Annotated in this window: 15 protein-coding genes and 7 pseudogenes; 14 read left to right on the top strand and 8 right to left on the bottom strand. The window is 60.1% G+C overall.

Going from position 1 to position 26,018, the window contains the following annotated elements; translation table 11 throughout:
* Positions 1 to 377: 377 nt before the first annotated feature.
* The 4 genes from ACNJYA_RS08910 to ACNJYA_RS08925 all read left to right on the top strand — a co-directional run bounded on the left by ACNJYA_RS08910 (position 378) and on the right by ACNJYA_RS08925 (position 5,770).
* Positions 378 to 2,051 (top strand): ABC transporter substrate-binding protein, encoded by a 1,674-nt coding sequence (locus tag ACNJYA_RS08910; protein ID WP_439402542.1) that lies wholly within the window; start codon positions 378 to 380, stop codon positions 2,049 to 2,051.
* A gap of 61 nt (positions 2,052 to 2,112) precedes the next feature.
* Positions 2,113 to 3,066: an ABC transporter permease gene (locus tag ACNJYA_RS08915; protein WP_439402543.1), complete on the top strand. Its 954-nt coding sequence runs from the start codon at positions 2,113 to 2,115 to the stop codon at positions 3,064 to 3,066.
* A complete protein-coding gene (locus tag ACNJYA_RS08920) occupies positions 3,066 to 3,929 on the top strand; it encodes an ABC transporter permease (RefSeq protein WP_439402544.1) in 864 nt (287 codons plus the stop codon). Before ACNJYA_RS08915 ends, ACNJYA_RS08920 begins: the two co-directional genes overlap by 1 nt.
* 2 nt (positions 3,930 to 3,931) lie before the next feature.
* Complete coding sequence (locus tag ACNJYA_RS08925) at positions 3,932 to 5,770, top strand: ABC transporter ATP-binding protein (RefSeq protein ID WP_439402545.1); 1,839 nt, start codon at positions 3,932 to 3,934, stop codon at positions 5,768 to 5,770.
* A gap of 93 nt (positions 5,771 to 5,863) precedes the next feature.
* Here ACNJYA_RS08925 and ACNJYA_RS08930 read toward each other — a convergent pair.
* Positions 5,864 to 6,313, bottom strand: a pseudogene (locus tag ACNJYA_RS08930) (transposase); the annotation flags it as partial.
* A gap of 1,061 nt (positions 6,314 to 7,374) precedes the next feature.
* Between ACNJYA_RS08930 and ACNJYA_RS08935 the strand changes: the two are divergent.
* The 7 genes and pseudogenes from ACNJYA_RS08935 to ACNJYA_RS08965 all read left to right on the top strand — a co-directional run bounded on the left by ACNJYA_RS08935 (position 7,375) and on the right by ACNJYA_RS08965 (position 12,875).
* The gene (locus tag ACNJYA_RS08935; RefSeq protein WP_439402546.1) at positions 7,375 to 8,259 is read left to right on the top strand and encodes a 3-keto-5-aminohexanoate cleavage protein; all 885 of its coding nucleotides are present in this window, start codon (positions 7,375 to 7,377) and stop codon (positions 8,257 to 8,259) included.
* A 13-nt stretch (positions 8,260 to 8,272) separates the two neighbouring features.
* Positions 8,273 to 9,757 (top strand): 3-hydroxyacyl-CoA dehydrogenase NAD-binding domain-containing protein, encoded by a 1,485-nt coding sequence (locus ACNJYA_RS08940; protein ID WP_439402547.1) that lies wholly within the window; start codon positions 8,273 to 8,275, stop codon positions 9,755 to 9,757.
* A gap of 64 nt (positions 9,758 to 9,821) precedes the next feature.
* Positions 9,822 to 9,971, top strand: a pseudogene (locus ACNJYA_RS08945) (CoA transferase); the annotation flags it as partial.
* 203 nt (positions 9,972 to 10,174) lie between these two features.
* Positions 10,175 to 11,140: pseudogene (gene bioB, locus ACNJYA_RS08950) on the top strand (biotin synthase BioB).
* A 51-nt stretch (positions 11,141 to 11,191) separates the two neighbouring features.
* Positions 11,192 to 11,290: pseudogene (locus tag ACNJYA_RS08955) on the top strand (aspartate 1-decarboxylase); the annotation flags it as partial.
* A 316-nt stretch (positions 11,291 to 11,606) separates the two neighbouring features.
* Positions 11,607 to 11,852 (top strand): annotated as a pseudogene (locus tag ACNJYA_RS08960) (8-amino-7-oxononanoate synthase); the annotation flags it as partial.
* A 552-nt stretch (positions 11,853 to 12,404) separates the two neighbouring features.
* On the top strand, positions 12,405 to 12,875 hold the full coding sequence (locus ACNJYA_RS08965) for a hypothetical protein (RefSeq protein WP_439402548.1): 471 nt from the start codon (positions 12,405 to 12,407) through the stop codon (positions 12,873 to 12,875).
* 245 nt (positions 12,876 to 13,120) lie between these two features.
* Here ACNJYA_RS08965 and ACNJYA_RS08970 read toward each other — a convergent pair.
* From ACNJYA_RS08970 to ACNJYA_RS08980, 3 genes and pseudogenes are all read right to left on the bottom strand, one after another.
* A pseudogene (locus ACNJYA_RS08970) lies at positions 13,121 to 13,256 on the bottom strand (IS481 family transposase); the annotation flags it as partial.
* A gap of 249 nt (positions 13,257 to 13,505) precedes the next feature.
* The gene (locus ACNJYA_RS08975) at positions 13,506 to 15,245 is read right to left on the bottom strand and encodes an MFS transporter (protein ID WP_439402549.1); all 1,740 of its coding nucleotides are present in this window, start codon (positions 15,243 to 15,245) and stop codon (positions 13,506 to 13,508) included.
* Positions 15,246 to 15,914: 669 nt separating this feature from the next.
* Positions 15,915 to 16,391 (bottom strand): Lrp/AsnC family transcriptional regulator, encoded by a 477-nt coding sequence (locus ACNJYA_RS08980; RefSeq protein WP_057750689.1) that lies wholly within the window; start codon positions 16,389 to 16,391, stop codon positions 15,915 to 15,917.
* A gap of 157 nt (positions 16,392 to 16,548) precedes the next feature.
* Here ACNJYA_RS08980 and ACNJYA_RS08985 point away from each other — a divergent pair, with 157 nt between their 5' ends.
* From ACNJYA_RS08985 to ACNJYA_RS08995, 3 genes are all read left to right on the top strand, one after another.
* Entirely contained in the window at positions 16,549 to 18,063 is a 1,515-nt protein-coding gene (locus ACNJYA_RS08985) for an NAD-dependent succinate-semialdehyde dehydrogenase (protein WP_439403406.1), read from the top strand.
* 9 nt (positions 18,064 to 18,072) lie between these two features.
* Positions 18,073 to 19,461 carry an aminotransferase gene (locus ACNJYA_RS08990; RefSeq protein ID WP_439402550.1) on the top strand — a complete coding sequence of 463 codons (1,389 nt, stop codon included), beginning with the start codon at positions 18,073 to 18,075 and terminating at the stop codon, positions 19,459 to 19,461.
* A 628-nt stretch (positions 19,462 to 20,089) separates the two neighbouring features.
* The gene (locus ACNJYA_RS08995) at positions 20,090 to 20,335 is read left to right on the top strand and encodes a hypothetical protein (RefSeq protein WP_439402551.1); all 246 of its coding nucleotides are present in this window, start codon (positions 20,090 to 20,092) and stop codon (positions 20,333 to 20,335) included.
* 624 nt (positions 20,336 to 20,959) lie between these two features.
* Here ACNJYA_RS08995 and ACNJYA_RS09000 read toward each other — a convergent pair.
* The 4 genes and pseudogenes from ACNJYA_RS09000 to istB all read right to left on the bottom strand — a co-directional run bounded on the left by ACNJYA_RS09000 (position 20,960) and on the right by istB (position 26,015).
* Entirely contained in the window at positions 20,960 to 21,718 is a 759-nt protein-coding gene (locus ACNJYA_RS09000) for an SDR family NAD(P)-dependent oxidoreductase (protein ID WP_439402552.1), read from the bottom strand.
* Between the two features lie 849 nt (positions 21,719 to 22,567).
* Positions 22,568 to 22,929: pseudogene (locus ACNJYA_RS09005) on the bottom strand (IS66 family transposase); the annotation flags it as partial.
* A gap of 182 nt (positions 22,930 to 23,111) precedes the next feature.
* On the bottom strand, positions 23,112 to 23,441 hold the full coding sequence (locus ACNJYA_RS09010; protein ID WP_439402553.1) for a hypothetical protein: 330 nt from the start codon (positions 23,439 to 23,441) through the stop codon (positions 23,112 to 23,114).
* Between the two features lie 1,734 nt (positions 23,442 to 25,175).
* Positions 25,176 to 26,015, bottom strand: a complete 840-nt coding sequence (istB, locus tag ACNJYA_RS09015; protein WP_439402554.1) for an IS21-like element helper ATPase IstB — start codon at positions 26,013 to 26,015, stop codon at positions 25,176 to 25,178.
* Positions 26,016 to 26,018 lie beyond the last annotated feature (3 nt).

A 26,018-nucleotide genomic window follows, 5' to 3' on the forward strand; every position in this document is an offset into this window, starting at 1 on the left:
AATCGTCCGCGTCAGAATTAGGTCCAACCCTCCCGTACAACCTTGCTTGAGCATTTCGAACCTGCCGCGTAGCGAGATGAGCAGCTTGCGACCGACAGTGTACAGTCAATCCGGAGTGAAAGGTTGCTATCAACGCGGCACCTCATTCAGTCGCCCGGCTACAACCGGCAGTGCTTGCGATTAGATGCGCCCGCACAAGAGGAGTTTCGCTCGATGCTCAACCTTTTCGCTGGTAACGGGGAAAAACTGCATCTGAAACGGTTCGGCCGTTAAATCGCTGCGCACCCTTACTGCATTTCGCTGCAAAACCTCCGCGCCGGAGTGTCAGCTTTTAACCGCGCAGGCACTATCTGGTCTGGTGAGTCCTTGGAGTTCGCATGACGCTGAAGGATTTGCGCAAAAGTGGGGAGGAGTGGGCAACAATGACCTTTGATCTTCGAGCGCCTCTGATTAGCTCTGCCGAGGCCCTGCGTCTTGCGAGCGCGTTCCGGCGTGGCGCAACGCGTCGCGACGTGATCAGGATGCTGATGGCGGCCGGCATGTCGGCAGCGGCGGCCGGCACGGTCGCGAGCGTTTCTGAGACCGCGCATGCGCAAACCCCGCGCCGCGGCGGCAGGATTAGAGTTGCAGGCGGCGCGAGCACGGCCAACGAGCCGCTCGACCCCGCAAAGGGCTCGAATCTGGTCGAGTGGGCCCGTGCCAAAATGTTCTACAGCGCGCTTACGGTGATTGATGAGACCCTGACCGCACGGCCCGCTCTCGCAGAGGAGATCGCACCGAGCGACCGCGCGACCGTGTGGAATATCAAACTGCGTCGAGACGTTCGCTTCCACGACGCCTCATTGCTGACCTCCGCCGACGTTGTCTACTCTCTGCGGCGCCTGAAGGATCCGGCGCTCGGAGCGGGCTCCCGCATCTTCGCCATGCAGATGGAGGAGGTCGCTGCGACCGGACCGCACGAGTTGCGCATCCGGCTCTCCGGACCGAATGTTGACCTGCCGATCATCCTTGGTGCGGGCGGTTTGATAGGCCTCCTGATCGTCAAGGATGGCACTACCGACTTCCGCACGGCGAATGGAACTGGCCCCTATAAGCTCGCGGAGTTCAAGCCCGGTGTGCGCACGATCGGCGTACGCAATCCCGAGTACTTTAATCCCGGCAGGCCATATCTCGATGAGATCGAGCTGTTCGGCATCACGGACGAGCTGGCGCGCGTCAACGCGCTGCTCTCCGGCGATGTCCAGTTTATCAGCTCGCTCTCTCCGCGCTCGGCGCAACAGATAGCGTCGGTCCCGAACCTCGCGCTGTTCGAAACCAAGGGCGGCGGCTACCAACCGCTCGCTCTCAGGCTTGGCCGGGAGCCCGGATCGAATCGGGACTTCGTGCTGGCCGTCAAGCACCTGCTCAACCGCGAGGAGATCCGCCGGGCGGTCTACCGGAATTTCGGAGTGATAGCGAACGACCAGCCGATCGACCCGACCAGTCCCTTCTACGATCCGAGCTTGCCGCAGCGTCCGTTCGATCTAGAGAGGGCGCGTTTCCATCTGCAGCGCTCCGGGTTCGCCAACCAGACTTTCCCGATCGTCGTCTCGCCGGCGGCGACGAACTCCGAGGAGATTGCGCAACTTGTGCAGCAGACTGGCGGGCAGATCGGGCTCAAGTTCAACCTGCAGCGTGTGCCGGCTGACGGTTATTGGTCGAACCATTGGATGAAGCATCCGATCTTCTTCGGCAACGTTCTCCCGAAGCCGAGCCCCGATATCGTGTTCACCCAGAACTTCCAGTCCCAGGCAGTTTGGAATGAGACTGGGTTCCGCAACGAGCGCTTCGACAAGTTGCTGCTCGAGGCGCGCGCTGAAGCGGATACCACCAAACGTCGCGAGATGTACGGTGAGATGCAGCGCCTCGTGCATGAGGATTCGGGCGCCTGCATCCCTGTGTTTGCCAGCATCCTTGAGGCGCACGTCGGCAAGCTGAAAGGTCTGCGGCCAATCCCGATCGGCGCCATGATGGGCTATAACTACGCGGAAAACGTCTGGCTCGATCAGTGAGTTCGATCACGCAAAACCCTGAGCGGTGCGACAAGTCTGCGTCGGTAGACGGAGAGCGGTCATGAGCCTGACGGTGCTCCGTCTTGTCCTCATCAGGATGGCGACTGCGATCCTGACGCTCGCCTTCGTGTCGGCAGCGGTCTTCGCCGGCACCGAGATTCTGCCTGGCGACGTCGCCGAGGCGGTTCTCGGGCAGAACGCGACGCCCGAGGCTATCGAAGGCCTGCGCCAAGCTCTCCACCTCGACGCGCCGGCCTACGTCCGCTACTTTCTTTGGTTGGGCGCCCTTCTTTCGGGGGATCCCGGTCGCTCGCTCGTCAATAACTTGCCCGTTGCCGGGCTGATTGCAAGCCGGCTGCCGAACTCGCTCATGCTCGCCGGGGTCACCGCGGTCGTGTCCGTGCCGGTCGCGCTCACGCTCGGGATCCTCTCCGCTATCTGGCGCGGTAGTCTCTTTGATCGTGTGGCCAGCTTCCTCACGATGTCGGTCGTTGCGGTGCCGGAGTTCCTGATCGCCACGCTGTGTGTAATCGTCTTCGCGGTGCACCTGCACTGGTTCCCGGCGCTGTCCTACGCGAACGGAATTGTCTCGCTCGACCAATTCTTCCGCGTGTTCGCCCTGCCAGTCTTCACGCTTAGCTGCGTGCTGATCGCGCAGATGATGCGCATGACACGATCCGCCGTCATCGACACGCTGCGCTCGTCCTATGTCGAGATGGCGGTGCTGAAGGGGGCGCGGCCAATGCGGGTCGCGCTGATCCACGCCTTGCCAAACGCCATCGGTCCGATCGCGAACGCGGTCGCACTGAGCTTGTCTTTCCTTCTCGGCGGCGTGGTCATCGTCGAGATCATCTTCAACTATCCAGGCCTCGCTCGCGTCTTGGTTGATGCCGTGTCGGTCCGCGACATGCCGCTCGTCCAGGCCTGCGTGATGATCTTCTGCGCGGCCTATCTTTTCCTGGTAATGCTCGCCGACATCGCCGGCGTTCTCTCGAACCCGAGGCTTCGCCATTGATGAGCGCTGACCCAACGATCGCGGCGGTCGAAGCGCAGGCTACGCTGCGCCACCGCGTCCGCCTGCCGCTAGCTGGCATGATCGGTGCCGCCATCGTCGCGTTCTGGATCGTGGTGGCGATCATCGGCCCCTACATCGCCCCGCACGACGCCGGCACGCTGGTCGATGACGGGTTCGGGCCTATGCGCTGGGGGCTGCCGCTCGGCAGCGACTATCTTGGGCGCGACGTGTTGAGCCGCATCCTCGTCGGTGCGCGTTACTCGATCGGCGTTGCAGCGGCGGCGACCTTCCTCGCCATCCTGATGGGTGGCACGCTGGGCATGCTCGCTGCCGTCTCGCGCGGGTCCGTCGACATGATGCTGAGCCGCTTCTTCGACGGGCTGATCTCGATTCCGAGCAAGATGTCGGCGCTTATCGTTGTCGCCGCCCTCGGCTCCTCGATCCCGGTGCTGATCGTCACGATTGCCGTGATCTATACTCCTGGGGCCTTCCGTATCTGGCGGGCGCTCGCCGTGAATGTCAACGCGCTCGACTTCGTCGAGGTCGCACGCGCGCGCGGGGAGGGTACCGGCTATCTCATTCGCGAGGAGATCCTGCCGAACATCGCCGGGCCAGTCCTCACGGATTTCGGCCTGCGCTTCGTATTCGCCGTGCTGCTACTGTCGAGCCTCTCCTTTCTCGGGCTGGGCGTGCAGCCGCCGAACGCCGATTGGGGCTCGCTCGTGCGCGAGAACATGAATGGCCTTGCCGAAGCCGCAGCCGCAGTGATGGTCCCGGCGCTCGCGATCGCGATACTGACGATCGGGGTCAACCTCCTCATTGACAATTTGCCGGCCCGCGGGTCCTCGACCGGGGAGCACTGAGGATGGCTCCTTTGGTGAAGGTGGAAGGCCTGCGCGTGACGGCACGCGACGAGCGCTGGCGCGACAACGTCATCGTACAGGATGTGAGCTTCGAGGTGCAGCCGGGCGAGGTCGTCGCGCTGATCGGCGAATCCGGCTCCGGCAAAACCACGATTGCGCTGTCACTGATGGGCTACGCCAGGTCCGGCGCCAGGATCGCCGGCGGCAGCATTCTCTTCGATGGGCGCAACGTGCTTGGCATGACGCAGCGCGAGCTCTCGTCACTGCGCGGCAGCAAGATCGCCTATGTGCCGCAGAGTGCGGCGGCCTCCTTCAATCCTGCGCGTCCGCTTTTGAAGCAGGTGATCGAGAGCGCGCAGCTCCACCGCGTCATGTCGCAGGCCGATGCCGAGGCAAAGGCGGTCTCGTTGTTCCACGAACTCGTTTTGCCCGATCCCCAGCGGGTCGGAGAACGCTTCCCGCACCAGGTCTCGGGTGGCCAGTTGCAGCGGCTGCTCGCGGCGATGGCGCTTGTCACCGATCCGAAGCTCGTGATCTTCGACGAGCCGACTACCGCGCTGGATGTGACAACACAGATCGAGGTGCTGCGGGTCTTCAAGAAGGCGATCAGGGAGCGCGGCACGACCGCGGTCTACGTTTCGCACGATCTTGCCGTTGTCGCGCAGCTGGCCAACCGCATCATCGTGCTTCGCGACGGTGCCATTCGTGAGGTCGATACGACCGCGCGCATCCTGACCGAACCAAAGAACGAGTACACCAAGAGCCTGCTTGCCGCGGCCGAACCGCTGGTGCGGACGGCAACCATCGATGCCTTGCAGGCGACCTCCGCGCCGCCCGTAATCGAGGTGAAGAGCGTCCTTGCCGGCTACGGCGTAGTAAATCGCGAGGGCATACCAGCGATGCCGGTGCTGCGCGATGTCAGCCTCACGATCAAATCGGGCACGACACTCGGCGTCATCGGCGAGTCCGGCTGCGGCAAGAGCACGCTCGCCCGCGTCATCGCCGGTCTCCTGCCAGCCGCCCGGGGCGAGATTATGCTTAATGGTGTGAAGCTGCCGCTCAGCGCCGCCGAGCGCACGCGCGACCAGCTGCGCCGGGTCCAGATCGTGTTCCAGACGGCCGACACCGCCCTCAATCCGGCGCGCCCCATCAGACGCATTCTCGGCCGGCCGCTCGAGTTCTATCACGGCCTTTCTGGCGACAAACAACGACGTCGCGTCGCCGAGCTCCTCGACATGGTGCGCCTACCGGCGAAAATGGCTGATCGCTATCCGAACGAGCTATCGGGCGGCCAGAAGCAGCGCGTTAATCTCGCAAGGGCGCTCGCAGCCGAGCCGGCCCTGATGCTATGCGACGAAGTGACCTCGGCGCTCGACACCGTGGTCGTCGCCGCCATACTCGACCTTCTCGCCGAGTTGCAGCGCGAGTTGGGCGTCGCCTACCTTTTCATCAGTCACGATTTATCGACGATCAAAGCCGTTTGCGACGAGGTGATGATCCTATATGCTGGTCAGATGATGGAGCACGGTAGCCGCAGCGCGCTGCGCCAGCGCCCGCTGCATCCTTATTCCAATCTCCTCATCTCCTCGGTGCCTGAGTTGCGTCAAGGCTGGCTCGACGGCATCAACGAGACGGTGTTGAAGGAGGCGTCCGCCGGCGTCGCCCGGCCAGCCCGTGGCGAAGCCTGCAGCTTCTTCGAGCGTTGTTCGGTACGCATTCCCGGCCGCTGCGATGTTGAGCCGACGCCCTTGCGTCAGCTCTCGAAGGGTGCCCGCATCCGGTGCCAGCGCACAGAAAAGGAACTAATTGAGCTGGGCGCTCCGTCCGGGTGCCAGTATTGAACTCGGCGCGTCGCTGCATAGCGTCACGTCGGAGCAGCGGGTTCGATCATCGAGCCGAGCGCGAGTCCGCCATGGCAGGCTAGGCAAGTGAATCTAAAGTTCGCCACATAAAGTCCGCTCGGCTTTGTGGCAGAAGCGTTTGACGTAACCCAAGATCTGGTCTGCAGACTTGGTCCATTTGAACTGCCAGGGGACTTTGTTGTGCAGGTCGATGAAGGTGTGGATATCGGCCTCGAGCTGCCGGGCGGAATTGTGAACGCCTCGCGAAATTTGCTTTCTGGTGAGTTCAGAAAACCAGCGCTCGACCTCATCGATCCATGACTCGAATTCGGCGTAAAGTGAATATGATCGTGCGGCCGTCGGGCGAGCCACGCCTTGATCTTTGGTGTCTTGTGAGTCGCTTAGTTGTCCATGACGATCCGGACATGGAGCCCTTCGGGGACCTGAGCATCGATCCCTTTGCTGGCGCCTGTAGCATTTGCCGATGACGAACCCTGACGCGACATCGAGTGCTGCAAACAGCGTGGTCGTACCATGCCGTACGTCCAGACGACTGGCGTTTACGCGATTGGTGGAAGCGTCTCTGAAATACGCTTGAGCGGATAAACCTGCCGGTTAAAAGTGGCAACACGCCCCCGAGCATGACTGTGCAAGGAGCGGCGTGTGCTTGGCACCCGGTTCAGAACGAGCTAAGGATCGAACAAATCGTTCTCCTCGTTGTCCAGGTCGCCGCCGGCGTTCCCCGGTGATCACCTCGATGCGACCATGGGAGTCACCGTCCCTGCCTGGCATCAAGCACAGAGCTCTTGCCATCGCTTTAAGACCACCGATGTTCACGCCAGGGTGTATCCGCGGCGATCTCGCGACGGTGAGGCGGGGGGCTCGCCGATTACTGAATCATCGTAAAAACGGAAGGGAAACGCCTACCGCGCAGCTAACGACGTTGCGCCGGGAGGCCTGCCGCTCATGCACGCGCCGTTAGCCACGCAGTACGAGTGGCTCGCGGCTGTTTTCCGCGCAGCTCGCTAGGCGTGGTCGAGTGCTCAACGGCTTCTGCCGCGATGTGCGTCGAAGCTGACTGCGTTATCTGGAACGGCGCAGCCAAGCTTGACCCGGCGATCTTCCATGACCAGCTCCAGCTTTCGGCCCGATACTTATTGGTCATGCAGTCGCGCAAGCGGCGCTCTGCCATGAGTAGCGAGGACGACAATCGCGAACAGCGCGCCAATCCGCAGTGACTGGCAGCGCGCGAGGACCCAAGTGCTCTGTGGCCAGTGGTTGAACGCTTCGCCGATTCAGAAGGCGCTGCCCGAGTGCGTTTGCGAGCGCGCGGAAACAGCTGGCGGATCCGCAGTCAAGGGCCAAGCGTCCTCAGGACCGATCTTTTCTAGAGCTCAGATGACCTTTAGCGGCTTGCTCGGGGGGAGCCAATGTTGACGAGATAAAGCTTCAGAGTTCGACGCTCAGGCGCAGAATTACTGCTCCGCGAGCGTCTCCATTGGTAAATTCAGATCGCCGGACCACGTACTATTCGAGAGATGCACCACTTGTCGGCTGGCCTTAGCTCGGCAAAAGTTAAGCTTTCAACAACGGAGTAGATGAGGATGATTTCGGAGGTGTTCATTACCTGTGCGGTTACTGGAGGCGGGCCGGTAAGGCAGCCGAATGTACCGGTAACCCCGGAGCAGATTGCGGAGTCGGCGATCGAGGCCACGCGGGCGGGAGCGGCGGCGGTGCACATCCATGTGCGTGATCCCAAAACCCAGCGTGGGTCGCGGGATCCGGCGCTGTATCGGGACGTCGTGGAACGCATTAGGAGGTCGGATGTGAATCCAGTGATCAATCTGACCGTGGGAATGGGGGGGGACCTCGTGCTCGGTGGGCCCGACACTCCACTGCCGCCGGACCCCTCGACGGACGTGGTGGGGGCGCTTGAGCGACTGGTGCATGTGGAGGAGTTGCGCCCGGAAATCTGTACGCTGGATTGCGGGTCGATGAACTTCGGCGCCCGTGAGTACGTCATGATCAACACCTATCCAACGCTGCGTAAAATGGCCGCACGCGTAAAAGAGCTCGGGGTGCGTCCTGAACTCGAAGTGTTTGATACGGGTCATCTGATGCTAGCGCACGACTTGATCAAAGAGGGACTGATCGACGATCCGCCGTTGATTCAACTATGTATGGGGATTCCCTATGGTGCGCCTAATGACCTGACGACGCTGACGGCGATGGTCAACCGGTTGCCGCCGCGCGCTGTCTGCTCGACCTTCTCGATCGGTCCGATGCAGCTTCCGTATGCGGCGTTAGCTCCGTTGATTGGCGCGAACGTGCGGGTGGGATTGGAGGACAACCTTTACCTCTCGCGAGGGCGGCTCGCGACCAACGCCGAACTCGTGCAGCGGGCAGTCGAGATTCTCGAGAGGATGGGGGTAAGGGTGATGAGTCCGGATGAGGTGCGTCAAAAGCTCAAGCTCAACGTCCATTCCTGAGACATCCAAACTAATGGCTGACAAGTCGAACATCGCCGCGAGGTTGCCGCGAGCAGTCGGGCTGCTGGGAGGTGGGGTCATCGGTGGCGGCTGGGCCGCGCGGTTCCTTCTCAACGGCGTGGATGTGCGACTGTATGACCCCGCGCCCAATGCAGTCGAGTATGTGCAAAGGGTGCTGGTCAACGCCCGGCGCGCGTATCGGCGGCTGACGCAGGTCTCGCTGCCGGCTGAGGGTGCGCTGGCGGTGGTGAACTCGGTCGCGGACGCAGTGCACGGCGTGGAACTGGTGCAGGAGAGTGCGCCGGAACGGCTTGACCTTAAGCAGCAGCTGCTCGCCACGGCCAGTCGGGCGGCTGGGCCAGGCACGCTGATCTGCTCATCGACCTCGGGGCTTCGGCCGTCGCTGCTGCAGGCCGCCATGGATCGCCCCGAGCTCTTCCTCGTTGCCCACCCTTTCCATCCGGTGTACATGCTGCCGCTGGTCGAATTGTGCGGCGGCCAGCGCACGGCGCCTCAGATGCTGGAAAGCGCAGCGGCGATCTTCCGCGCAATGGGGATGCACCCGCTGGTGGTGCGCAAGGAGGTCGACGGGTTCATCGCGAACCGGTTGCAGGAAGCGGTCTCGCGCGAAGCACTGTGGCTGCTGCACGACGATCTGGCCACAGTGCAGGAGCTCGATGACGCGGTCCGCCACTCATGGGGGTTGCGTGCGGCAGCCGTGGGCGTCTATCGCATGGCAGGCGGCGCGGTGGGCATGCGTCAGAACATCGAGCAATGGGCATTCAAGTGGCCGTGGTCGAGGCTCACCGACGTGCCCGACCTGAACTGCGCCTTCCTGGACAGGGCGGCCGAGCAGGCAGAGGAGCAGGTGAAGGCAGACCCCTTCGACGTCCCTGCCGAACAAAAACGCGACGACCTGCTTGTGGCTGTGTTGCAGGGGTTGCGCTCACAGGGCTACGGCCCGGGCGAGACGCTTGCGCGTTGGGAGAGGGGACTGCGCGAACGCGTTGCTCAGCCTCAGCCAACTGCGGGCTCCGGCCCTCTGAGGATGCCGACGGCAGAGATGCCGTCCGACTGGATTGACGGCAATGGGCACGTCAATGAGAGTCGCTATCTTCAGCTCTTCAGCGGCGCCACTGGGACTCTGGAAAGTTACATCGGCATCGACGGCGAGCACCGATCAAACTGCGGCGGTTACTACACCGTCGAGACGCACCTGTCTCATCTTGGTGAATTGTATGTCGGCGACCGCGTCGAGGTACTAACGCAAATTCTCGGTGTCGACGATAAGCGCCTTCATCTCTTCCACGTTCTCAGACGCGAGGGTGACGAGAGGCCGGTGGCCACGGGCGAGCAGATGCTGATCTACGTCAATGCAGCGACCCGACGCAGCGGACCCGTGCAGGGAAAAGTACGGGAGCGCGTGCTGGAGCTGGCGCGGCTGCACGCGATGCTGCCTCGTCCGGAGCGCGTTGGTGCAAGTATCCGGTTGCGCTGAGCACGGACCACCGCGGTCCGTTCCCGGCGCGAGCAACAGTCATCACGTTTGAAAGCGGAGTTGCATAGCGACGCGACGTTCAACCCTGCCTCTCTTCGGCGTCAAGGTCATCGATTTCGGCCAGTACATTGCGGGCCCGGCCGTGGCGATGATCCTCGCCGACCTTGGGGCTACCGTCGTGCATATAGTCCCACCATCCGGTCCCCTCTGGGACTTGCATGCGGGATTGTGGTGAGAAGTGACAGGCCTTCGACGATCGCGTGTGCTCGGCGCCGAAATCCCAAGAAATGCCCCAGCGTTGCTGGATTTCTTAGTCATGGTTGCTTTTCGCGGTTTCTGGGTGTCGAAGCGCCGTACAACTTTTTTGGGAGCCCCCCCTGAGTGGTGGCAAATACGACGAGCGTCGAAGCAAGTCTTATGGCTGCTGGTGTGGGAGTGGGCGGGAGCAGGGCGCCAGTTCGCAGTGACTGGAATCGTGCCGATGCCGAGGCGCTTTACGGCTTGCCCATTTGTCGACCTGGCGTTTCAGGCGCAGAGCGTTCATCGCGACAACTTCGATCCAAACCGCATGGAAACCGCAAGCCTGCTCAGCATCACAACCGGAGGCTGTCCGGAAGACTGCGGCTACTGCTCGCAAAGCGCCATACGACACTGGTGTCAAAGGTCACCCCTCTGATGGATCCTGCCGCTGTGGTCGCCACCGCGCAGCGCGCCAAGCATGCCGGCGCGGCTCGCTTCCGCAAGGCTGCGGCCTGGCGCAGCCCAAAAGACCGGGATCTCGATCAATGCCACATGATCACGGCGGTTAAGCGGATTGGCATAGAAACGTGCGTCACGCTCGGCATGCTCACGCCGAAGCAAGTCTCGCCGATGCCGGGCTCGATTTCTACAATCACAACATCGACTGCTCGCCCGAATTCTACGGAAAAATCATTACGACGCTGACCTTGCAGGATCGCATCGACACGCATGTGCGCGAGGCCGGCATCAAGGTCTGTTGCGGTGGAATTATCGCTATGGGCGAACGCGTCGAGGATCGCCTCGGCATGCTCGTGCTTCTCGCCAATTTCCCCTGCCAACCGGAAAGCGTGCCGATCAATCTCTGGAATGAAGTCAAAGGCGTGCCGGTCAATGAGGCCGCCGAACGCCCGGACCCGATAGCGCTAGTGCGCCTGGTCGCGACGGCACGCATCATGATGCCGAAGAGCGTGGCGCGATTGTCGGGCCGGACGGGTATATGACGGGCGAACTGCAAGCACTTTGCTTTCTGGCCGGCGCAAATGCGATCTTCGTTGGCGATGTGCTGTTGACGACCAAAAATCCGTGCTAGAGCGCGACACGAATTTGCTGGAGCGGCTCGGTATCACCTCCGCGCTTGCCTGAGTGTGGCTGAGCAGCGAACGCGCTCTGGCGCAGAACCCGGGTAGGTGGGGAATGCAATTTACGCTGATCAAGGGCAAAATTCATCGCGCGTCGGTGACGGAGACTGATCTCCTCGGTGAAGGCGCGATTTCGATTGATCGTGCGCTGCTCGATGAGGCAGGGTTTCCGATCAATGAGCGCGTCGAGATCTGCAATATGGAAACTGGAAGCGGAGCGCTGCGCGGCTCGCAACCCCCGGAGACAAGATTACAATCATCGCTTATGCCTCCTTCGAGAGGCGGAAGCCAAGCTCTTCAGAGCACGTATTTTCCGGGTCGGCCGGGAAAATCGCGTCTTGCGAAGCTGACAGCCAAAAGACTGTTCCTGAAGCCCCAGGCCTTTGAGCCGCCGAGAATGACGCGGCCAGATTTCGCAAATTATGTCGCAGCCCTGCATGCCCTGAAGGATGCCCTCGGCTGCGCGGCCTCAAGCCGCGCGATTCTTCAGCAGCGGTCATGTCGCAAATTTTGCCATCCTGACCACGCTGCCACCTGCTTGTTGTCGATTCCCTCGTGCACGCAAGCATTCATGAAGGTGCGCGGGCCGCCGGGCTGACGTTCGGATAAGCGAGCATAACAACCCCCACTCGGTCGAAAGCACGATCCGTTACTGGCGAACCAGCGGCGGAGTGGGCCGCGTCTGGATCGTGGTCGAAAGCATGTACAGCATGGAGTGGAAGGCACTTCGATCTGAGACAATACCCCTGTCATCCGGGTACCGCGCACCCCAGGGTGCGCGCGTACGCGGAATCTGCCGATCACGCTTCCGTTACACCAGCACCACCTGAAGGTGCTCCTCAGGATCGGCTGAGCGTTCCTCCCTGGCGGTTACAACGCCGCTGGATCTTCCACACGTAGCATAACGGAAATGTGGGCTGCACGAGAGGGATATGCTAAAGATCGCCATCGTCTGATCAGTTGAAGTTGGTCGAAGAAAGACGAAAGACGCAGGTTTAATTGCCAACGTGATGCTGATTGCATCAATCGAGATCAAATTCTCTCTTGCATTGAAATCCCGGCGAAGGCGCTTGAACAGAGTACGCCGCTTCGCGAAGGAGGCGCACATCAAGTCACACTCTGGCGCCGCAGTCCGTAAATGCCGTGAGAATTAGAATTGGAATAGGCAACGCCGCACTTTGACGTGCGAGCGTGGTGCTGCGCAATAGGAAAATGCAGGTCAGGTCCATGCAACTGCCAACAGGAGGCGAGAATGTGCAACGACCATCATGCTTCCCACCACAGTTCAGCGAAGTGCTGCGCGGTATGCGGCGGAAGGTTTGGGCTTATCCGTTACTACTACTGGCAAACGGCGCTTTGTTCCAAAAAGTGTGTCGATCGCTTCAGGACACGCCGCGAGGCCGACCACAAATGGCTTCGCTGGTTGCGAACGGCTTGATACGCGACATCCGATTAGTCACGGCAGAAGAGCGTCCCGAAATAGTTCTGAAGCAATCATCGAATCAGGCGTGACTCTGCAAAGAGTATGGGCGAACCAGGCGGCAGAAAACTCGGCAACAATCATTGACTTCAATGCTTACAGGATGAAGAAGGGCGCTGCGGCCAGGCCGTCACCCGACGCAATCAGCTCGATCGCACCTTATGAGGTGGCCGCAGCCATCTGCTTCTTCTGGTCCTTGCTGGCCTTGATCCCGTTTGGCACCCTGGATTGGCCCGCGTCGGAACAGGAGCCTTCGTGAGCAATCCTCAACGCCGCCGCGATGGGCTGCCGGAAAAGGCGACATCCTGTTTCTGCATTGCGCCGGAAGGGCGCTGCGCATCTGCCGCGCTTGGCAGCCATCGCCTGCGAACCGTGACAAACGGACGTCGCTGCCCTCCACTGCGTGCAGCGCAGGCGAGGTGCAGGCGATCGCAGCTGGCGCCAAGCCCGGCCTCCCGAACTGGCATTCGGCTGGGCCCGGTCGTTGATCGGTTGCTCGCGTCACTAGATGTGGAGCCTCAACAGGTTGTTCCTGGTTAGGGCGAGTCTGCTGATCGGGGCATGGGCCGATACTGCCAAGCGGGCGGTGCCAATTGTAGCTGTGAAGCCATCTTGGCAGTTCGTCGGCTCGCTGTTTTGAGGTGTTGTATAGCTGCGGAAGTTTTTGATTCCGGAAAGCCCGCGAGCCACACGCCGCTTGTTCCGCATGCAAGTGATTCTCTAATGCTGACGGTTCGAACGCCAGGAACGACCATGGCTCCTGTCGTGCTCGTCGGGGTCAATAATCCATCGCTGGAATGTCGTCGCTGGCTCGACGGGTGAGATACCGTTTCGAAGCATTCAGTGACAATCCGCTCATTAGTGAAGCCTGATAGGGCCACCACGCCGATTAGGGCGATCTTTGCTTTTGCGCAAGCTTGCCTGTCGGGCGCCCCACTTCGGCCAACTCGTCAACTCCGAGCAACCCTTGGCCGCGCACCAGTTCCTTCGCAGCGCGATCGGGCCCATCGTCGTTCCGGCGTACCGATCCGAATGGGCGCTCCAGCATGCGGCGGACACGTATGGGCCCAGGACCAACGTGGAAAGCCGCTGCCTGTACCTCCAGGGCGCGGTCCGACTGCGTCGAGCGGTTGCGCTGTCGCAGATAGTCCAGCCATGTCGGACAGTGATAACGCTCAGTCCAGAGTTCCGGGTAGGCTATGTCGCGCGCAATCGACCAGCCATAAGCGCCGGTGCGCTGACGAAACAGCTGCACGTCCTGCATCACATTGTGAAACGCTCGCGCATTCTCTCCCGGTACGCGGTAGTCAATCTCTACCACAAGCGGTCCGCTGCGGCCGGAAAGTTCGAGCCGAACTTCGGGATCCGCCAGCATCTCGGCTTCTTGCTCACGAGCGCTGATGCGTGGCATCGGCAGCCAGAGTCCCAGGACCGGTGTTACAAACATTAAAGCAGCCGAAATGAGAAGCGTTGTTTGTACGCCCGTGACATCGGCCAGAGACCCCCAGGCCCAGCTGCCAATGGCAATTCCGCCAGAACTGGCCGCCTGGTATGCCGCGAGCGATCGACCGCCGACCCAGCGCGGCGCTGCCAACTGCACCCCAATGTTAAACAGCGCCCAGGTGATCATCCACGCGGCGCCGGCGAGGAACAGCGCAGCTGCCGTCAATATCGGCGCTCCGCTCAGCGCTACTGCGGTAACCGCGCCGCCCATCGAAAGAGCGCAGGTTCGGATTGCCGGCTCGCCAGCCAAGCGCTTGCGCAGCTCGGTGATATTGAGTGCTCCGACAACTGCGCCGAGACCAAACGCGCTGAGCATGGTGCCATAGGTCGCTGCACCACCATGCAACAGGTCGCGGGCTACAAGGGGCATGAGCGCGATGATCCCGCCGCCGATCACGCCCATCACCATGGAGCGCACCAGCACGATCGTGATCGACGGGGAGTTGATGATATAGCGCATTCCTGAAACAATGGCGCGACTGAGCTTCTCGGGCGGCAGACGACTCGGTACGGAGACGCGCTTCCATAGGAACAGCGCGGCGATCAGCGGAAGATAAAGCAAGGCATTAAGTGCGAATGAAGCTAGGGCACCCGCAGTTGCAACCACGATCCCGCCGATGGCCGGACCCACGCTTCGCGCAATATTATAGCTGATACTGTTCAGCGCCACTGCCGCCGGAAGGGTTTCCAACGGCACTTGCTCACTAACCGAGGATTGCCAGGCCGGATCCATCAAGGCCATGCCGCTGCCGACGACGAAGCACAATGCGAGCAACAAATTCGGAGTGATCAAGTCGAACCAAGCCAGCCCCGTCAGCGCCGACGCGCCGGCGAACGCGATAGCGACTGAAACCAGTGCAACGATACGCCGGTCGTGCATGTCCGCGATCGCACCGGCCGGCATTGAGATGAACATGACAGGCAACATCAGGGCGGTCTGCACTAGCGCGACCTTGTCGGCCGACGATGTCATCTGAGTCATGGCCCAAGCGACGCCGACGCTGCGAATGAGAGCGCCCAGATTGGCAAGCACGCTCGCGATCCAGATACGCCGGAAGGTGAGAAAGCGAAGTGGTGCGATGATGCCATCAGCGCTAAAGGTCTTCGGCTTGTACGAAGTGGTCATCTCGACCCCTGCCCCGCATCCGATGATTGGATTGCCCCGGCCGTTGACGGTCCAAAAAGCCTGGCCGCTAGCAAACGGTCAGACACTTCATCCGATTTGCGCAGCTCGAGTACGAAGCCCTTACAGCAATGGTCAACGCCCTGAAACTGCCGCGGAGCAAGGTCGCGAGGATGCTGCCCGCCTCGGACGTGAGAAAGTGTCTGTGTTATTGTAAGGGCAAGCGCCAAGGAGCGACGCCGTAGGTTTGTCAATTCGAGCGTCAGGAGGTGGTCCGGATGTGGCGTTATCTCGATAAGCCGGCTTACCGCTCTCGCGGCATATTTCGGTCGCCGCGATCCCACCCTTGTCCGTGATACAGTTCGTCGTGAGTAGGGCGCATCGGCCCTGCCGCGGTACGCCGGAGTAGGTTGAGCTACTTCGTCACGCGAACCGCAGAGGAACTTCCGCCAAGTTCTTATATTTTGCATCGTCTCGTCGGAGTGGATGGCTATGCGATCGATTGACGAGCCACTTGGTCGAGCTGGCTCTATAGAAATCAAGTCGAAAGGAAACCGCTCAGGAAAAGCGTGCTAGTAAGTAGAGTAGAGCATCGAGACGATTGTTTTTTTGCGTTGTACGCGAACGAGCGATGAAAAACGGCGTCAGGACCAAGCAGAGGAAGTGCACGGTTCACTCCTCCGACGGCGACTCGATCGGAATGGCAAAACCTGTCTTCACACGATCCATAATGACCATCGTCTTGAAGCCTTTGATATCCGAGTTCTCATAGAAGAAGCGACGCGTGAACTGCTCATAATCCTCCATGGTACGGGCGGTGATGTAGAGAACAAAATCGGCATCGCCGGTGACGTAAAAGCCGTTGACGACCTCAGCCGAGGATTTGATGGCCTTTTTGAACTTGTCGATGATATCTGAACGCTCTCGTTCAAGGCTCACCAGCACAAGCATCTGGATGGGCCTTCCCACCGCTCTTGCGGAAACGATCGAGACGTCGGCTTCAATTATTCCGTCCGAGCGCAGTCGCTTCAACCGGCGCTGACATGCCGTAGCGGAAAGCCCAGCCATTTCACCGATGACCTCGGAAGTCAGTCGGTTATTCTTCTGGACGATCTCCAGGATGCGGGCGTCTATCCGGTCGTATTGCATGATTGAGCTCCAGCCTTCAGGTGCATTCCGTCGCGAAGTACATATGCGTTGCAGGAAATCGTCCGATTTACTTGAATATGCGGCGCAAATTTCTATGCACTATCAGTATCCTGATTGCATGGGCAATTTCAACAAAATGACCGCGTGGGACCCCCAAATGGCGTTTCAAGGTACCCGGCACAAACCTCCGCACTCGGCCGGTCTGGCAAGCAAGTATCTGGAAAATCTGCGTCGCCATGATTTTCTGTCAGGAGCGGCGCTCGTCGACGGTCAGTGGGTGTCCGGCGACCATCGAGACCATGTGGTCGATCCCGCGACGGGCGAGGCGATCGCGGATGTTGCGCGTTGCGGGGCCTCAGAGATGGAAGTGGCGATAGCTGCGGCTGAGCGGTCTTTTCCGCTCTGGCGGGAATTGCTGCCGGCAAGGAGAGGTGCGATCCTCCGGAGTTGGGCCGCATTGATGCTCGAGCATGAGGAGGAGCTCGCGATCCTGGTGACGAGCGAGCAGGGTAAGCCGCTCCCCGAAGCGCGTCAGGAAATAGCGTATGGTGCTGGCTTTCTTGAGTGGTTTGCAGCAGAGGGGGAGCGGGCATACGGGGAGACGATCCCGAGCCATAAGCTTGGAAGCCTGCTTCATGTGCGAATGCAGCCGATAGGTATCGCGGCGGCGATAACCCCGTGGAATTTTCCCATAGCGATGATCACCCGGAAGGCAGGGGCGGCCCTCGCTGCCGGTTGTCCAATCATTGTGAAGCCTGCTCCCGAGACGCCGCTTTCTGCGCTGGCGCTGGCCAGGCTAGCCCACCAGGCTGGGCTCCCGCAGGGCGTGTTTCAAGTGCTGGTCGGTAATCCCATCGAACTTTCGAAGCCCCTGTTGAGTGATACGAGAATACGCGCTCTTTCGTTTACGGGTTCTACGGAAGTTGGCCGCGTGCTTCTTGAGGGCGCAGCCGAGAGTGTCAAGAAAGTATCACTCGAGTTGGGTGGCCATGCTCCTTTTCTGGTGTTTGACGACGTCGATCTTGAGAAGGCCGTCAAGGGTGCGATGGTGGCAAAATTTGCTACGTCTGGTCAGGACTGTTTGGCTGCCAACAGAATCTACGTACAAAGAAGCATTTATGGCGCCTTCGTTGAACAGTTTGCCGCCAGGATCGGCCGACTGCGAATTGGCCATGGTCTGGAGCCGACCACAGATATCGGGCCAATGACCAAGTTGTCGGTCGCCGACAAATGCAGGTCTCACATCGATGATGCTGTGAAGAAGGGGGCGCGCCTTGTCTCGCCCCAGCAGGGCGCGAGCTTTGGTCCCAATTTTGTCCCTCCGACGTTACTCAGCGATGTCGCCGAGGACATGCTCATCGCTCGGGAGGAAACATTCGGCCCAGTAGCGGCCGTGCTTCCATTCGACTCTGAAGAAGAGGTTATCGCCCGAGCAAACGCTAGCGAAATGGGGCTTGCCGGGTACGTCTACACGGAGAATCTACGTCGAGCGATGCGACTGTCAGAGCGTATCGAATGCGGCATGATCGGTATCAATACTGCCTCGTTTACCGGCCCACCCATCCCGTTCGGGGGATGGAAACAATCCGGGCTTGGTCGCGAAGGGTCGCGACACGGATTATCGGAATTTATGGAACTGAAATACGTCTGCTTCGGCGACCTGGCGGCTTAGGAGAGTGACATGACCGACATCAAGACCATTGCTGAACGGGATCGCTCAAGTGTTCTGCACCCCTTTACCCAGCTCAAGGACTTCGCCAGTGGTAAGATTGGTGACCCGACAGTCGTGACTGGCGGAAAGGGGATCCATATCAAGGACGCAGAGGGCCGCAGCTATATTGACGGCTTTGCTGGCCTTTATTGTGTAAACATTGGCTACGGTCGCACCGAGGTAGCCGAAGCCATCGCGCGCCAAGCCTACAGCTTGGCGTACTACCATACATATGCGGCGCACACGACCGAAGAACTGGCTACGCTTGCGGACCGCCTCGTGCGCATGGCGCCTGGCAAGGCAAGCAAAGTATTCTTTGGGCTCTCGGGATCCGATGCCAACGAGACTCAAGCAAAGCTCGTCTGGTACTACAATAATCTACGCGGCCAGCCTAAGAAGAAGAAGATCATCTCGCGTGAGCGCGGGTATCATGGTTGCTCGGTGATCTCCGGTTCGATGACTGGCATGTCATTCTATCACGATCATATGGACCTGCCTTTCCCAGGGGTTCTCCATACAGGCACACCGCATCATTATTGGGGCGCTGAAACGGGCGAGACCGAAGAGGACTTTTCTCGCCGGCGAGCGGCCGAGCTTGAGCAACTAATCGTGCGAGAGGGTCCAGAAACGGTCGGTGCTTTCATTGCTGAGCCGGTGCTCGGCACGGGCGGTATTACGCCGCCGCCTTCGGGTTACTGGCGTGAAATCCAGGCAGTGCTAAGACACTACGACGTTCTTTTGATTGCCGACGAGGTCATCTGTGGATTCGGTCGAACCGGCGCGGACTTCGGCAGCACGCTGTACGGGATCGAACCAGATCTTGTGACAGTCGCCAAGGGGCTGACATCCGGGTACATGCCTCTTTCTGGAGCCATCGTCGGCGAGAGAGTCTACAGGGTCATGGAGGAAGCTGCCGATCGCGTCGGAGCATTCTCCCATGGTTATACTTATTCCGGTCACCCAATCGCAGCAGCAGCAGCCAATGCGGTGCTCGACATCGTCGAGAAGGAGCAACTAAGCGATCGCGCCCGAACTGTCGGCGCGCACTTTCAAAAGCGGCTCGGGGAGCGGTTTGCACAGCTGGAAATCGTCGGAGAAGTTCGAGGGGTGGGTTTGCTCGGGGCGATCGAGTATGTCGCGGATCGGCAGACAAAGCGGCGGTTTGATCCGGCGCTGAAGGTTGGTGCCCGCATCTCGAAGGCGGCTCGCGACCGGGGGCTTATTGCACGAGCGATGCCGCATGGAGACATTCTCGGCTTTGCTCCGCCTCTCGTTGTTTCCGAGGCAGAGATCGACGAAATCGTTGAGCTTGCCTATCAAGCAACCAAAGAGGTAATGGACGAACTGGCAAACAAGTAGGACGTCTCGTGAGCCGGAAGCCTTCCTGCTGGCCCAACCCCGCGTCCAGCAAGCTATCTTCCCTCAAAAGTCGACACGGTCCCCCGTTGGTGACAAAGGAGCTGAGGCCTTCATTTGAACAACAGGTCTCGCTCCATTGAACCAGTTGAGCTTCCTACTTTGGAATGTCTGCTAAGTTGGGAACTTTTCCGGTGTTACGGGCTCTGCCCAGCCCTCGCGGGCAGGCTTGGCACGATGAACCCCATTCGGTCAGAAGGTCATGCCGGGATTGGGCCATTTCGCTTTGATCTTCGGCAGGATGGCCGTGGCGCCCCAGCATGCAATTGCCCGTTGGCTTGACGCCAGACTGCATGGCTGCAAGCTTCTTCATCTCACTGGCGTAGTTGCCACCCCATTCGACGGCAGCAATTGTCTCCTCGGCGCAAGCCCCGGTAACATCCGCCAGGGAAATACCAGTCCCAAGCGCGGCAACGAGGCAGCATTTATCAGAAACACCAGGCATAGGCGGTATTGTGTCTCCGCCACCTGCAATGAACAATTTTTTATAGAGGTGCAGGACCCGGCCAACTATTCTGCGCCGACGTTATAGCTGACCTAACGAAGGTCACCTTCCGACAGGCCGGACCGCGTGCAGGTTTTGGGTACGCGGCAGGAAAAACAAAAGACCTCGACACTCAAGGCCCTGCTCGACCTGACCGAAGGTTTTATGACAGGGGAGGTGGTGCTGTTCGCCGGTCCTGGCGCGCTCGAGCGAGCAGAAGCTACGAATGCCCTCGGGGCCGACGAGATCCGCTGGCATTCCATGCGCCAAAGCAGCGTTCACAAAGAGTCATCACCGCGCTATTGGACTCAACTCCACTCTGGTGCCCAGTGAGAGGCTCCGGAACCGGACGTAACGGACCGTTGCGGCGCGATGTGCGCGAGCGTGTGATGGAACTTGCGCGGCTTCATGCCGAATTTCCGCGGCCGGAACGTGCCGGCGGAAGCATCCGGCTTCGCTGAATACGAGTACTCGCCGATTAGTCGTGCAGATCGCCAAGCGTGGCGGTCCGCAACGAGCCACATAAAGGGTCGTTCACCAGCCAGCCAGCATCAGCACGGAAGTGCCGCTGCTTCCACTCGCCTCAGGCGTGCTGCTGACGCGCTCAAACCTGCCTGAACAGCACTCGCAGAAATCGCTTCGAAGGCAATGCGTCTCGCTTGGTGAGGCTCGGCAGGCGGACGAGCGCATTATCGAGGCAGGGCCACCTAAAGGATAATCTTGAACGAAGTTGCATTACCGTACGCTGCGTCCGGCTACACATCCAGGATGACGTCATACCTGCCGGCGCCTTCCCAGGCGGGACAAGCACCGCTAGCTCACGACTCAGATCTGTCGAGGCCGGATTACCGCTGCGCGCCAATTTCCAGAGGTGCGCCCGTTGCCGCCGCACATGCCTGACTTTTAACTGGCTGGCGTGGCCACGTGCTTAGAACCCTGGCGGCCCTTAGGACTACGTCAGTTAAGAAGCAGGCCACTATCCGCCAACACAGTAAAGCCTGTGATGATGTTTGCGCCGAAGCCAAGATAGAGAATCACTTCTGCTAGTTCGGACGGCTTAGCAACACGTTTGAGTAGCGTCGACTCAGCAGACGTGCGGCGGATTTCTTCCGGCCATTCAATCCAGTTGCTATCGATAAATCCCGGAGCAATGGCATTGACTCGCACCTCCGGAGCGAGCGCACGCGCAAAGTTCTTCGTGAGCACGACCACGCCTGCCTTTGCGGCGGCGTAAGGGATCGTGCTGCCACGCGCGTTGAATGAAGCCGTCGAGGCGACGTTGACAATCGCCCCGTTCGACGCCTTCAAAGCTGGCGCTGCGGCCTTGCTACATCGGAAGACCCCGAGCAGGTTGACGTCAAGCAATGTGGCCCAGAGTTCTTCGGTTATGAGATCAAGCCGGTTAACTGGGATTGGCTGCTTCACACCGGGCGTGCCAGCATTGTTCACCAGGAGATCCAGCCGGCCAAGCGCGGCCACTGCATTAGAGACCATGGCTTCGGCCGAAGCCGCGTCTCCCACGTTGCCTGGCGCTGCAATCACGTTCCCGACTGAGCTCAGTTCTTCGACGGCTTGCGGTCCCCGTGGATCATCGGGCAGGAAATTAAGAGCGACAGTCGCCCCAGACGCCGCGAGCATCCTTGCCGTGCCCAGCCCGAGGCCACTTGCCGCGCCTGTCACAAGAGCTGTCTTGCCTTTCAGGTCGAATGAAATCATGTTTGCTGGGACCCGTGCGATTAGAGTTAGAACGATAGATCGTGGAGAGTGATTAAGGCGCGCTCCGTCCGTTCTAACAGCCGCACCGCGTTGGAAGTCTCCGAATTTGGAAGACGCCGTGCAGAAATTGTGCGTTTGGTGCGAGAGTCCTTACAATTTGCGGTCTCGGATTGTCGCGATTTTCATTTTTCCTTCGTGCTCGTTGTCCCTTTAGCCGAGCTTCCTGCGAAAGTCTGATCGCGTATACACATCGTCCGTGGTCTCATGGGATGATCCACGCGAAGCCTATTTCCGAAATTCAGGTGATCGCGTCCGGATCCTGACGTAGCTAGCTGCCCTTCGATCGAGTAAGAGGAAAATAATAGATGCTGAGTGGTCCCCGTCGCGCCGAGTACAAGGCTGCCACGTTCGGGGGCGCGGCGTGGTCTCGATGAATGTCTCGTTCGCTCTTCGAAAACACTGTGAGACGAGCCACACACTCGCGTCGTGCAGATGCGCTGCGTGATGACGAATACTGCCCCAATAAGACGGTTCGAACTCATCACTTGGTTCGGTAGTTTCTGGGTTCGTGGTCTCCCCTCCCAGGACCGAGAATGGCGCCTCTGATCCTCTATCCTAAACTTATGGTCGCCTTCTTCCAGACGCCCCGGGCAGCGCAAGCTCGACGCCTCAGATCCACAATATTAGCTAACGCCTGGCCGTTCAGGAATCTCTGAATGTTTTCCACAATGATCGGGAACGCTACGCATCGCGTAGCCTGTCGGAGTTCCCGAGATGTGCGGTGTTGCTATTACATTCGACATTCCCATAACGGGCTCTCCTAGGGAAGCGGTTCCCGATCAAACAGATCTAGCATCTCGCGTAGCACGCGTGCAGCCGATTGTGTGGCATATCGGCGATGCGCGCGAACACGCCGCCAAGCCAAGCTTTCGGGGGTCGATGTCGTGAGACGCGCTGTCATGACGAGCGTGGCCAACACCGCAACACGCTCGGCGACGCGGTCAGAACCGGCGAACAAGCATACCTTTCTTCGAGCGCAAACCCGCGCAGCGCTCGCTCGGCTGCATTGTTGGTGAGGCAGATCCTTCCGTCATGGAAAAAGCGGGCAAAGCCGTTCCATCGCTTGAACAGACAGCTGATTGGCTTGAGCACTTTGGGACGACGCGGGAGCCGGGCGATTCCGCCCGGAGCCAAGCCTCAACGTCGGTCAGCCCAGATTCAAACAAAAACTCTCAGCCCACGTTGCTTTGACGCCAGGGCCCCTCAAGTTGCGCCAATCGATGCAGGATAAGTGATAGCTCATCTGTGCCTGCGAGATCGACACCGCCGTCCGCACCTCTCTCCAACTTCTTTGTAAACAGGCACGCTCCCTGGCCATCATGCCAGATCATCTTCAATAGATCGCCCGGCGCGCCCGGAAGCAGAACAAATGATCGCTCAGGAGCTCGCGGGGCAGCACCTCTTGCACTTGCAAGGACAGTGAGACGAAGCCTTTGCCCATACCGGTGTGGCCGTCGCCAGCCACACCCGACCTCTCGTAGGGATCGGAATCATCGCCGCTCCCAGAGCCTCGATAATCCGACGAAGCGCCAAAATTCGACCCCCGCATCGACAATGACACGCCGTCCGCCAGCCAGCTTATCTCAATCCGACGCTCCGTCGAATGTGCCTTCGCGTTCGCCGGTGAGGCCGCCACCGACGCGGCGACGCCACGCTTGGCCACAACCGACCTGATAAATCGGATTTGCTCCGGCTCCGCCGCGAGGGCTCTTCGCCAAGTTACCAGCAGAGAACGGGACAAGCCATATCGCCGCGCTGTGGCCGTAACCAGGCGTGGGCTCGGACATGCTTTCCAAAACAATCCGAGCCTTCTCCTCTTCTGACCAGCGCGGCCGCGGGCCCGTTCAACCACTCAAGTCGATTCAACGTACCTGATCGTATGGCTGTCCATACGAACGAACAGTCGTCAACCATCAGGCCATTCCGCCGCAAGGCATCTGTCGTCGGAGGCTTACCCCGCATAAAAAGTTCGTATACCCGGTTTCGGACACCGAATTTCCAAGTTGAACCCCGCTCCAATGGGATATTTCGGCGCTCAGTTCTTGGTAAATTTGTTGCAAGGAGATGAAGACAGCACACTCTGAGGAGAAAATTCTCTAGAAAAAGTCGATCTCCATAGGAGCAGCTGAATGATAGGCGCATGCCGGGTAAGGATCTTCACCGAGGGGCAAATCGATGGAGTTTGGTGCTTGGCCTCATGTTAGGGGGAATCTCGCGTCCGCACGACAGAACGCTTCGGCGTTCCTGGACGGTCTACTTCCGGACGATGGTCACGCCCGATTGGCTCGGCAGAACTGGGGCGCAACCTGGGCCGGCACCGGTGATGCCTATCGCCGTGTTGCTGACCTGAACATAAACAGAAAAGAGTACGATGAAGCCACTGAGGCTTGGCTTTGCGCCCTCACTGCCTTCGAGATCGCCAGGAGGCTAGTTGCGGACGATGATCCGCGAAGAGCGGACGTTTCAGCCAAAGTCGAAGATGGCCTTCAGAGGATCGGACTATGCTTCGGCCATGAGGTCCAAAGCGTACAGATCGCGTGTGACGATCTGGGGGCGTTTCTCGCCTACTATCTGCCTGCTGGAACTCCCAACTCACGGACGCCGGCGGTCATTTGCGTCAGCAACGAAGAAGAGAAGGGAGTGACGTTGCTCGGCAGGCTCTTGCCTGTCGTGATTGGCCGGGGGATGTCCGTCCTGGTTGTCTCTCACGAGCACATCGCAAATCACGCACGCGGCGGATCCCAGATGGTATTGTCACATTGTTTGGATCATTTGTCGGTTCGACCTGACGTTGATAGTAGTCGTATCGGAATTTACGGAGACGGATTATCGGCCTCCCTAGCCACCGATTTTGCCGTATACGATCGCCGCATTGCTGCGGCGGTTTGTGATGGGGGCATTTGGAATTGGACGCGCTCCCGAAGATCCATCGATTGGATGACGTCGACCGACGACTGCGCAGAAAGGAACATGGAGTCGGGGCGTCGTTCACGGCTAGCTCGACTGCCGAATTGCCCAATACTCGTGGTAGCCGGGGGGCGCGGCATCGTCAGCGTGTCCGAGGCTATCAAACTGCAGAGTGCTTGCATGGCTGAGCGCATCGAGGTGGACTTGGTCCTGCCGCAGCTCATTCGAGGAGGCTTGTGCGAGGAGGTCGACAACTTCGTTAGCTCAGACGACCGCACCTTCAGATGGCTGGAACAGAAGCTCGCACGCGAACCGGTTCTCCTCCAACCTTGTGGATCAGCTCTCATAAAGTCGTGAGTCGCCCGCCGACCAACAAATCGTTCGCGGGGGTTTGGACGGATGCTCAGTGCAGCGGAGGGAGCGATGTGGTGTCAAACGCCATCCGGAACTGCCCCCTTTGCGTCATGAAGAACTGCCCCCACCATCGGCATTATGATCTCGGTTGAAGGTTGTTTCCGCCGGTGACGGGCCGGAGGGAGGCGGAGCCGACCGGAGGGCCGTCACCGGCGGTCGGCGGCTTGATGAGGCCGCTCTTGCGCTTGGCGCGGAGCCGATAGCTGTCGCCGCGGATCGTCAGCACGTGGCTGTGGTGGAGGAGCCGGTCGAGGATCGCGGTGGCGACCACGGGATCGGCGAACACGGTGCCCCATTCGGCAACGCTGCGGTTCGAGGTAATCAGCATGGCACCGGTTTCGTAGCGCCGGCTGACCAGCTGGAAGAACAGGTGCGCCGCATCAGGTTCGAGCGGCAGATAGCCGAGCTCGTCGACGATCAGCAGCTTTGGCTTCGACAGGGCGAGTAGCTTCTCGTCCAGGCGTCTCTCGCCGTGCGACTTGGCAAGACCCGCGACCAGCGTCGTCGCGGTTGTGAACTGCACCGTGTAACCGGCCAGGATCGCCTCTCGCCCGAGCGCGATCGACAGGTGCGTCTTACCGACGCCCGGCGGACCGAGCAGCAGCACGTTCTCGCCGTTGGCGATCCAACGTGACGCGGCCAGGTCGCGGATCTGCTTCGGATCGATCGACGGCTGCGCCTCGAAGTCGAAGCCCGCGAGCTCCTTCACGGCCGGGAAGTGTGCAAGTTTTAGTGCCATCTCGATGCGGCGATGATCCTTGCGCGCAATCTCGCGCTCGCACAGCAGGATCAGTGTCTCACGCGCCGACAGGTTCGCGCGCGCCGCCTCGTCGAGCAGGCTGTCGAGCTGATCGCGGATCCCGGAGAGCTGCAGTCGCGCCAGCATGGCATCGAGCGGATCGGCTGTTGCTTCCATTAT

The organism is Bradyrhizobium sp. BLXBL-01 (assembly GCF_051853025.1).
Taxonomy (GTDB): domain Bacteria; phylum Pseudomonadota; class Alphaproteobacteria; order Rhizobiales; family Xanthobacteraceae; genus Bradyrhizobium.